8 protein-coding genes are annotated in these 9,612 nt (G+C 66.6%); all 8 read right to left on the reverse strand.

Translation table 11 applies throughout. The annotated features are described in order from the left end of the window. Nucleotides 1-15: 15 nt before the first annotated feature. Nucleotides 16-3,543 carry a DNA polymerase III subunit alpha gene (gene dnaE, locus CHC02_RS27660; RefSeq protein ID WP_089394586.1) on the reverse strand — a complete coding sequence of 1,176 codons (3,528 nt, stop codon included), beginning with the start codon at nt 3,541-3,543 and terminating at the stop codon, nt 16-18. Between the two features lie 97 nt (nt 3,544-3,640). After that, nucleotides 3,641-4,252: a ribonuclease HII gene (rnhB, locus tag CHC02_RS27665; protein ID WP_089394587.1), complete on the reverse strand. Its 612-nt coding sequence runs from the start codon at nt 4,250-4,252 to the stop codon at nt 3,641-3,643. After that, nucleotides 4,252-5,394 (reverse strand): lipid-A-disaccharide synthase, encoded by a 1,143-nt coding sequence (gene lpxB / locus CHC02_RS27670; protein ID WP_089394588.1) that lies wholly within the window; start codon nt 5,392-5,394, stop codon nt 4,252-4,254. The genes rnhB and lpxB overlap by 1 nt, the downstream gene beginning before the upstream one ends. A 2-nt stretch (nt 5,395-5,396) precedes the next feature. Next, complete coding sequence (gene lpxA, locus CHC02_RS27675) at nt 5,397-6,173, reverse strand: acyl-ACP--UDP-N-acetylglucosamine O-acyltransferase (RefSeq protein ID WP_089394589.1); 777 nt, start codon at nt 6,171-6,173, stop codon at nt 5,397-5,399. Then, complete coding sequence (gene fabZ, locus CHC02_RS27680; protein ID WP_009616653.1) at nt 6,170-6,610, reverse strand: 3-hydroxyacyl-ACP dehydratase FabZ; 441 nt, start codon at nt 6,608-6,610, stop codon at nt 6,170-6,172. The genes lpxA and fabZ overlap by 4 nt, the downstream gene beginning before the upstream one ends. A gap of 48 nt (nt 6,611-6,658) precedes the next feature. Continuing rightward, the gene (gene lpxD / locus CHC02_RS27685; protein ID WP_089394590.1) at nt 6,659-7,720 is read right to left on the reverse strand and encodes a UDP-3-O-(3-hydroxymyristoyl)glucosamine N-acyltransferase; all 1,062 of its coding nucleotides are present in this window, start codon (nt 7,718-7,720) and stop codon (nt 6,659-6,661) included. Continuing rightward, complete coding sequence (locus tag CHC02_RS27690; protein ID WP_074985541.1) at nt 7,720-8,223, reverse strand: OmpH/Skp family outer membrane protein; 504 nt, start codon at nt 8,221-8,223, stop codon at nt 7,720-7,722. The genes lpxD and CHC02_RS27690 overlap by 1 nt, the downstream gene beginning before the upstream one ends. Nucleotides 8,224-8,265: 42 nt before the next feature. After that, the coding region (gene bamA, locus CHC02_RS27695) for an outer membrane protein assembly factor BamA (RefSeq protein WP_089394591.1) at nt 8,266-9,612 on the reverse strand (1,347 nt) is incomplete at its 5' end.

Below are 9,612 nucleotides of genomic sequence, written 5' to 3' on the forward strand. Positions count from 1 at the left end.
GGCCACCGGCTCACGCTAGCGGTAGTTGAGGAAGACGTTGTCGCGCCCGAACTGGTCACGCAGGGCTTGAATCAGCGCATCGGCCGGGTCGATGCGCCAGTCGTCACCGAACTGCAGCAGGGCGCGGGCGTCGCTGGAACTGTAGTCGACGGTCACCGGGCAGTTGCCGCGGTGGCGGGTGCAGAGGTCGGCCAGCCAGCGCAGGCGGTCGCCCTTGAGCGCATCGGCAGCGACTTTCAGCCGCAGGCTCTCGGCCAGCGCGGTGCGCGCCTCCTCCAGGCCCATCACGCGCTTGGCGCGCAGGCGCAGGCCGCCGGAGAAGTCGTCCTGGCTGACCTCGCCCTCGATCACCACCATGGCGTCGGTCTGCAGCAGGCCCTGGTTGGCGGCGAAGGCCTCGGCGAACAGCGAGGCCTCGATGCGCCCGGAACGGTCGTCGAGGGTGACGAAGCCCATCTTGTCGCCGCGCTTGTTCTTCATCACCCGCAGGTTGACGATCAGCCCGGCCACGGTCTGGGTGTCGCGCGCCGGCTTGAGCTCGACGATGCGCTGGCGGGCGAAGCGGCGCACCTCGCCCTCGTACTCGTCGATCGGGTGACCGGTGAGGTAGAGGCCGAGGGTGTCCTTCTCGCCTTTCAGGCGTTCCTTGAGGGTGAGTTCCTTGGCCTTGCGGTGGTTGGCGTAGACGTCCGCCTCGGGCTCGGCGAAGAGGCCGCCGAACAGGTCCATGTGGCCGCTGTCGTGGCTGCGCGCGGTCTGCTCGGCGGCCTGGATGGCTTCCTCCATGGACGCCAGCAGCACCGCGCGGTTGCGGTCGATGTCGGCCAGGTAGGCCTTGGGCTCGTCATGGAAGTACGGGCCCAAGCGGTCCAGGGCGCCGGCGCGGATCAGCGCCTCCAGGGTGCGCTTGTTGATGCGCTTGAGGTCGATGCGGTCGCAGAAGTCGAACAGGTCCTTGAACGGCCCGCCCTCGTTGCGGCATTCGGTGATGGCTTCCACCGGGCCTTCGCCGACGCCCTTGATCGCGCCCAGGCCGTAGACGATCTGGTTGTCGTCGTCGACGGTGAAGCGGAACTCGGAGTTGTTCACGTCCGGGGCGACGATGCGCAGCTTCATGTGCCGGCATTCTTCGATCAGCGTCACCACCTTGTCGGTGTTCTGCATATCCGCGGTGAGTACCGCGGCCATGAAGGGCGCCGCCCAGTGGGTCTTCAGCCAGGCGGTCTGGTAGGAAACCAGGCCGTAGGCGGCCGAGTGCGACTTGTTGAAGCCGTAGCCGGCGAACTTTTCCACCAGGTCGAAGATGTTGCCCGCCAGGTCCTTGTCGATGCCGTTGTTGGCGCAGCCCTCGATGAAGCCGCCGCGCTGCTTGGCCATCTCCTCGGGCTTCTTCTTGCCCATGGCGCGGCGCAGCATGTCGGCGCCGCCGAGGGTGTAGCCGGCCATCACCTGGGCGATCTGCATCACCTGTTCCTGGTACAGGATGATGCCGTAGGTGGGCTTGAGCACCGGTTCCAGGCCGGCGTACTGGTAGTCCGGGTGCGGGTAGGAGATTTCCTCACGACCGTGCTTGCGGTTGATGAAGTCGTCCACCATGCCCGACTGCAGCGGGCCGGGACGGAACAGCGCCACCAGTGCGATCAGGTCTTCCAGGCAGTCCGGCTTGAGCTTCTTGATCAGCTCCTTCATGCCGCGCGATTCCAGCTGGAACACCGCGGTGGTCTCGGCCTTCTGCAGCAGGTCGTAGGTCTTCTTGTCGTCCAGCGGGATGCGGTCGATGTCGACCAGGTTCTCGTCGCCGGCCTTGCGCTGGATGCGATGGATGATCTCCATCGCCCACTTGATGATGGTCAGGGTGCGCAGGCCGAGGAAGTCGAACTTCACCAGGCCGGCGGCCTCCACGTCGTCCTTGTCGAACTGGGTCACCAGGCCGGCGCCCTCTTCGTCGCAGGCGATGGGCGAGAAGTCGGTGAGCTTGGTCGGCGCGATCACCACGCCGCCGGCGTGCTTGCCGGTGCCGCGGGTGATGCCTTCCAGCTTCAGGGCCATGTCCCAGATTTCCTGGGCTTCCTCGTCGGACTTGAGGAAGTCGCGGAGCATTTCCTCCTGCTCGAAGGCCTTGTCCAGGGTCATGCCGACTTCGAAGGGGATCATCTTCGACAGCTTGTCGGCCAGGCCGTAGGACTTGCCCTGCACCCGCGCCACGTCGCGCACCACCGCCTTCGCGGCCATGGAGCCGAAGGTGATGATCTGGCTCACCGCGTTGCGCCCGTAGGCGTCGGCCACGTAGTCGATCACCCGGTCGCGGCCTTCCATGCAGAAGTCCACGTCGAAGTCGGGCATGGAGATACGTTCGGGGTTGAGGAAGCGTTCGAACAGCAGGTCGTAGGCCAGCGGGTCGAGGTCGGTGATCTTCAGCACGTAGGCCACCAGGGAGCCTGCGCCCGAACCCCGGCCGGGGCCCACCGGCACGCCGTTGTTCTTGGCCCACTTGATGAAGTCCATCACGATCAGGAAGTAGCCGGGGAAGCCCATCTGGATGATGGTGCCCAGCTCGAACTCCAGGCGGTCGACGTAGACCTGGCGCTTTTCCTCGTAGTTCGGCGTGTCCTTGGGCAGCAGCACCGCCAGGCGCTCCTCCAGCCCTTCGTAGGAGACATGGCGCAGGTAGTCGTTGATGTCCATGCCTTCGATGGGAATCGGGAAGTTGGGCAGGAAGTACTTGCCCAGCTGCACCTCGATGTTGCAGCGCCTGGCGATCTCGATGGTGTTTTCCAGGGCCTCGGGCAGGTCGCTGAACAGCTCGGCCATTTCCGCCGGGGTCTTCAGGTACTGCTGGTCGGAGTAATTGCGCGAGCGGCGCGGGTCGTCCAGGGCGCGGCCTTCGCCGATGCACACGCGGGTCTCGTGGGCCTCGAAGTCTTCCTGCTTGATGAAGCGCACGTCGTTGGTGGCCACCAGCGGCGCGCCACTGCGCTCGGCCAGGGCCACGGCGGCGTGCAGGTGCTCCTCGTCGTTGACCCGCGCGGTGCGCTGCACTTCCAGGTAGAAGCGGTCCGGGAAGACTTCCATCCATTCGGCCAGCAGCGAGTCGGCCAGGGCGTCGTCGCCGCTGAGCAGGGCCTGGCCGACCTCCCCTTCCTTGGCCGCGGACAGTGCGATCAGGCCCTCGGCGGCCTGCTTCAGCCAGTCGCGCTCGATGATGATCTCGCCGTTGCGCTGGCCTTCCTGCCAGCCGCGGGAGATCAGCTCGGTGAGGTTGCGGTAGCCCTTGGCGTTCATCACCAGCAGCGACAGGCGGCTGAGCGGGCCGTCCTCGTCGCGGCCGGCCAGCCAGACGTCGGCGCCGCAGATGGGCTTGATGCCGGCGCCCATGGCGGTCTTGTAGAACTTCACCAGCGAGCACATGTTGCTCTGGTCGGTGATCGCCACCGCCGGCATGCCGGCGCCGGCCACTGCCTTGCACAACGGCTTGACCCTGACCAGGCCGTCGACCAGGGAGTACTCGGAGTGCAGACGCAGGTGGACGAAAGAGGCGGTCATGACGGTCCTATGCAACGCGGAAACGATAAGCGGCCGATTGTACCGGCCCGCTCCGCAAAGCTACAGGCTTCAGATCGCCACTGCCGCCGTGTGGCGCTCAGAAGATGCCGGCCGGGCTTTCCAGCAGCGCGCGCACCGGGGCGAAGGAACGCCGGTGGATGGGCGTGGGGCCCAGGCGCTTGAGGGCTTCCAGGTGCACCGGGGTCGGGTAGCCCTTGTGCCCGCCGATGCCGTAGCCGGGGTAGAGGGCTTCCATTTCCTGCATCTCGCGGTCGCGGGAGACCTTGGCCAGGATGGAGGCGGCGGCGATGGCCGGCACCTTGGCGTCGCCCTGCACCACCGGGGCCGCCGGCACCCTGAGCCTGGGGCAGCGGTTGCCGTCGATCAGCGCCAGTTTCGGGATGACGCTCAGGCCTTCCACCGCGCGCTGCATGGCGAGCATGGTGGCGTGGAGGATGTTCAGCCGGTCGATTTCCTCGACCTCGGCGCGGGCGATGCACCAGGCCAGGGCCTTCTCGCGGATCTCATCGAACAGCGCCTCGCGGCGCGCCTCGCTGAGCTTCTTCGAGTCGTTCAGGCCGATGATCGGCCGCGCCGGGTCGAGGATAACCGCGGCGGTGACCACCGGGCCGCAGAGCGGGCCGCGGCCCACCTCGTCGACACCGGCCACCAGTTCCTCGACCAGGTCGAAATCCAGGCCCATCTGCATCAGCGTTTCTCCATCAGGGCGAGCACCGCTTCGGCGGCCTGCGCGGACGCATCCTGGCGCAGGGCGCGGTGGATGGCGTCGAAGGATTCGGTCTGCGCGCTGCCGTCGTCCAGCAGCGGCAGCAGGTGTTGCGCCAGGGCCTCGGGGGTCGCCGCGTCCTGGATCAGCTCGGGGGCCAGCAGGCGCCCGGCGAGCAGGTTGGGCAGCGAGACGTAGGGGCTCTTCACCAGGCGCTTGAGGATCCTGTAGGTCAGCGGCGCGACCTTGTAGGCGACCACCATCGGCCGCTTGTACAGCAGCGCCTCGAGGGTGGCGGTGCCGGAGGCGATCAGTACCGCGTCGCAGGCGGCCAGGGCTTCGTGGGACTGGCCGTCGAGCAGTTGCAGCGGCAACTGGCGGCCCTGCAGCATCTGCTCCAGCTGCGCGCGCCGCTCAGGGCTGGCGCAGGGCAGCACGAAGCGCAGACCCGGGCGCTGCTGCAGCAGGCGCTCGGCGGTGTCGAGGAAGAGCGCACCAAGCTTGCCCACCTCGCCGCCCCGGCTACCCGGCAGCAGCGCCACCACCTGGGCGTCGGCCGGCAGGCCGAGCTGCGCGCGCGCGGCGGCGCGATCGGCTTCCAGGGGGATGGTGTTGGCCAGCGGGTGGCCGACGAAGCGCACCGGCACGCCGTGCTCCTCGTAGAACTTCGCCTCGAAGGGGAACAGCGCCAGCATCAGGTCGCAGGCCTGCTTGATCTTCAGCACGCGCTTCTGCCGCCAGGCCCAGACCGAGGGGCTGACGTAGTGCACGGTGCGGATGCCGGCGCGGCGCAGTTGCAGTTCCAGGCCGAGGTTGAAGTCCGGCGCGTCGATGCCGATGAAGACGTCGGGGCGCGCGAGTATCAGGGTGCGGATCAGGTCCTTGCGCCGCTTCAGCAGCTCGCGCAGGCGGCCGAGGACCTCGACCAGGCCCATGACCGCCAGGCGCTCCATGGGGAATTCCGAGACCAGGCCCTGGGCCTGCATGCGCGCACCGCCCACGCCGATGAACTCGACCTCGGGATGGCGCTCGCGCAGGGCCTGCATCAGGCCGGCGCCGAGGATGTCCCCCGAGGCCTCGCCCGCCACCAGGGCGACGCGCAGCTTGCCGGTGCCCGCAGCCATGGTCAGCGGGTGATGCCGCGGGTGGCGCTCTGGATGGAAGCGCAGAACACCGCGACTTCCGGGAACTGCGCGGCGGATTCGGCCAGCTCGGCGAGCGCCTCCTCCACGGTCAGGCCCTGGCGGTACACCACCTTGTAGGCCCGGCGCAGGGCATGGATGGCCTCGGCGCTGAAGCCGCGGCGGCGCATGCCCTCGAAATTCATGCTGCGCGCCTCGGCGGGGTTGCCGAAGACGGTCACGTAGGCCGGTACGTCCTTGCCGATGGCGGTGCCCATGCCGGAGAAGCTGTGGGCGCCGATGCGGCAGAACTGGTGCACCAGGGTGTAGCCGGAGAGGATCGCCCAGTCGTCCACGTGCACGTGCCCGGCCAGCGCGGTGTTGTTGACCAGGATGCAGTGGTTGCCGATCACGCTGTCATGGCCGACGTGGACGTAGGCCATGAACAGGTTGTGGTCGCCGATGGTGGTTTCCGAACGGTCCTGGACGGTGCCGCGGTGGATGGTCACACCCTCGCGGATCACGTTGTGGTCGCCGATCACCAGGCGAGTCGGCTCGCCCTTGTACTTCAGGTCGGGAGTGTCCTCGCCGACGCTGGAGAACTGGAAAATCCGGTTGTGTCTGCCGATCTTCGTGGGGCCCTTGAGCACCACGTGCGGACCGATCACCGTACCTTCGCCGATTTCCACATCCGGCCCGACGATGGACCAGGGGCCCACCTCTACGTCGTCGGCCAGCCTTGCCCGCGGATCGATGATGGCGCGAGGATCGATCAAACTCATAGTTTGCGTTCCGCACAGATGATTTCGGCCGAGCACACCGGCTTGTCATCGACGGTGGCGTGGCAGTCGAACTTCCAGATGCCGCGCTTCACGCTGATGAACTGGGCATGCAGGTTCAGTTGGTCGCCCGGCAGCACCGGCTGGCGGAAGCGCAGCTTGTCGGAGCCGACGAAGTAGTACAGGGTGCCGTCGGCCGGCTTCACGTCGAGCATCTTGAAGCCGAGGATGCCGGCCGCCTGGGCCATGGCCTCGATGATCAGCACGCCGGGCATGATCGGGTGCTGCGGGAAGTGGCCGTTGAAGAAGGGCTCATTGATGCTGACATTCTTGTAGGCGCGAATGCGCTTGCCTTCGATGTCCAGCTCCACCACCCGATCCACCAGCAGGAAAGGGTAGCGATGAGGCAGGTATTCGCGAATCTCGTTGATGTCCATCATGTTCAGGGGAGCCTGTTCAGAAAAGGGAAACGCCAAAAAATGCGTGACTCACGCATCAGATGGAGTGTCTCCGCTCGGGGTCACGGCGGCCAGGCGCTTTTCCAGCTGTTGCAGACGACGGGCCATGTCGTCGAGCTGGCGAATACGGGCAGCGCTCTTCTTCCATTCAGCGGCGGGCTGCATGGCCGTGCCGGATGAGTAGGCGCCCGGCTCGGTGATCGAGCGGGTGACCATGGTCATGCCGGTGACGAAGACGTTGTCGCAGATCTCGATGTGCCCGACCAGGCCGACGCCGCCGGCGAGCATGCAATGCCTGCCGATCTTGGCGCTGCCGGAAATCCCGCAGCAGCCGGCCATGGCGGTGTGATCGCCGATCTGCACGTTGTGCGCGATCATGATCTGGTTGTCCAGCTTGACGCCGTTGCCAACCAGGGTATCGGACAGCGCACCACGGTCGATGGTGGTGTTGGCGCCGATCTCGACGTCGTCGCCGACGGTCACCCCGCCGATCTGCGCGATCTTCTGCCAGGCGCCCTGCTGCTTGGCGAAGCCGAAGCCTTCACCGCCGAGCACGGCGCCGGACTGGATGACCACGCGCTTGCCGATGCGCACGTCGTGGTAGAGGGTCACGCGCGGGGCCAGCCAGCCGCCGTCGCCGATCACGCTGCGCGCGCCGACGAAGCAGTGGGCGCCGAGGGTGACGCCGGCGCCTATCTGCGCGCCGGCCTCGATCACCACATAGGGGCCGATGCTGGCCGTGGGATCGACACTGGCGCTGGCATCGACCACCGCGGTGGAGTGGATGCCGGCGGGCGCCCTGGGTTTGGGGTCGAACTGGTGCGACAGCCCGGCGTAGGCCAGGTAGGGGTCGGGCACCACCAGCGCGTTGCCGGTGAAGCCTTCGGCATCGGCGGCGGTGAGCAGCACAGCACCAGCCCGGCTGTCGGCCAGGAACCTGCGGTACTGCGGGTTGGCCAGGAAGCTCAGTTGCTCGGGGCCTGCGTCCTGCAGGGTGGCCAGGCCGTGGATGACCACGGCCGGGTCGCCGCGCAGCTCCGCCTGGAGCTGGGCGGCCAGTTCGGCGAGGGTATGGGACCGCGGGCTCATCATCAGCGCAGCTGGTTCATCCGCTCGATGACCTGGCGGGTGATGTCGTACTGGGGCTTGACGTCAACCACCGCGCCGCGCTCGACCACCAGGTCGTAGCCGCCCTTCTTGATGGTTTCCTCCACGGCCTGGTCCAGCTTCGGCTTGAGCTTCTTGAGCATCTCGCGGTCGGCCGAGGCCTTGGCTTCGTTCAGTTCCTTGGACTGGAACTGGAAGTCGCGGGCCTTCTGCTTGAAGTCGTCCTCGGCCTTGTCGCGCTCGGACTTGGACAGCTTGCTGCCGCCATTGACCAGCTTGTCCTGCAGGGCCTTGGCGTCGCTTTCCAGGGCACGCAGCTTGGTCAGTTGCGGGCCGAACTTCTTCTCGGCGTCGACGGCATACTGCTTGGCCGCATCGGACTCGAGGAGTGCCATCTGGTAGTTGAGCACCGCGATCTTCATGTCGGCGAACGCAGGGCTCGCCATCAGGGCGGCGGTGATCAGGACGAACTGGGTCAACTTACGCACATTGCACTCCTGCACAAAGCTAGGTTGTCTATACAACAAGTCTTAGAAGGTCTGCCCCAGGGAGAACTGGAAGATCTGGGTCTCCGCGTTGTCCGGCTTCTTGATCGGGGTACCGAGGCTGAAGCTCAGCGGGCCCAGCGCGGTGATCCAGGTCAGGCCCACGCCCACGGACATGGCCATGTCGTTGAGCTTGATGCCGTCGCAACCCTGGGTGGTGGACAGCGGGCAGTCCGAGTCGAACACGTTGCCCACGTCCCAGAACAGTACGGTACGCAGCTGGCTCTGGTCCTTGACGAAGGGCAGCGGGAACAGCAGTTCGGCGCCGCCGGTGATCATCACGTTACCACCGAAGGCCTGCGGGTCCTGGTCCGGGTCAGTGTAGCGGCCCTTGGCGTCAGGCCCCGCCGTCTCCTGGCCGGTGGCCGGGTCTATGACGCGGCTCGGCGTGCTGCGCGGGCCGAGAGAACTGTCCTTGAAGCCGCGCACCGAGTTGAAGCCGCCGGCGTAGTAGTTCTCGTAGAACGGCAGGCGGTCGGTGGAGCCGTAGCCGTCGCCGTAGCCCAGCTCGGTGTGGAAGCGCATGGTGTAGGTGTCGGACAGCGGCGCGAAGATCTGGCCGCGGTAGTCCAGCTTGTAGAACGACAGGTCGCTGCCGGGGATGGTCGACTCCAGCACCAGGCTCTGGGAATGGCCGCGGGTCGCCAGCACGCCCTTGTTCAGGGTGGACTCGGACCAGCCGATGGAGGCCTTGAAGTTGGTGAAGTTGTCGCCTTCCTTCTCGAGGAAGTCGAAGATCTCGTCGACGGTGTAGGCGCCGGTGTCGATGGTGTCGCGCTGCACGGTCAGGCCGTAGGTCAGGCGCGAGGTCTCGCTGATCGGGTAGCCGATGCTGACGCCGGCGCCGAGGCTGTTCACCGAGTAGTCGGAAACGTCGACGTCGAGCTTGTCGTAGTCGGTCTTGCGGTAGAAGGCGTTGTAGCCCAGGCTCACGCCGTCGACGGTCCAGTAGGGGTCGACGAAGCCGAAGTTGTAGCGGGTCTGGTAGTCGGACTTGGTCAGGCCGACGCTGACCTTGTTGCCGGTACCCAGGAAGTTGTTCTGGCTGATCGAGCCGCCGAGGATCAGGCCCGCGTCCTGGGCGAAGCCGATGCTGGCGGTGATGGAGCCGGAGGGCTGCTCTTCCACGCTGTAGTTGACGTCCACCTGGTCGTCGGTGCCCGGCACCGCCGGGGTCTCGACGTTGACCGTCTTGAAGTAGCCCAGGCGCTCCAGGCGCTGCTTGGACTGGTCGATTAGGTAGGTGCTGGCCCAGCCGCCTTCCATCTGGCGCATCTCGCGGCGCAGCACCTGGTCTTCGGTCTTGGTGTTGCCGCGGAAGTTGATGCGGTT

The sequence above is a fragment of the Pseudomonas delhiensis genome, assembly GCF_900187975.1.
Taxonomy (GTDB): Bacteria; Pseudomonadota; Gammaproteobacteria; order Pseudomonadales; family Pseudomonadaceae; genus Pseudomonas; species Pseudomonas delhiensis.

Excerpts from the sequence above, each read along its gene's own strand:
- dnaE (WP_089394586.1), bottom strand. The coding sequence starts at position 3,543 with ATGACCGCCTCTTTCGTCCACCTGCGTCTGCACTCCGAGTACTCCCTG.
- rnhB (WP_089394587.1), bottom strand. The coding sequence starts at position 4,252 with ATGCAGATGGGCCTGGATTTCGACCTGGTCGAGGAACTGGTGGCCGGT.
- lpxB (WP_089394588.1), bottom strand. The coding sequence starts at position 5,394 with ATGGCTGCGGGCACCGGCAAGCTGCGCGTCGCCCTGGTGGCGGGCGAG.
- lpxA (WP_089394589.1), bottom strand. The coding sequence starts at position 6,173 with ATGAGTTTGATCGATCCTCGCGCCATCATCGATCCGCGGGCAAGGCTG.
- fabZ (WP_009616653.1), bottom strand. The coding sequence starts at position 6,610 with ATGATGGACATCAACGAGATTCGCGAATACCTGCCTCATCGCTACCCT.
- lpxD (WP_089394590.1), bottom strand. The coding sequence starts at position 7,720 with ATGATGAGCCCGCGGTCCCATACCCTCGCCGAACTGGCCGCCCAGCTC.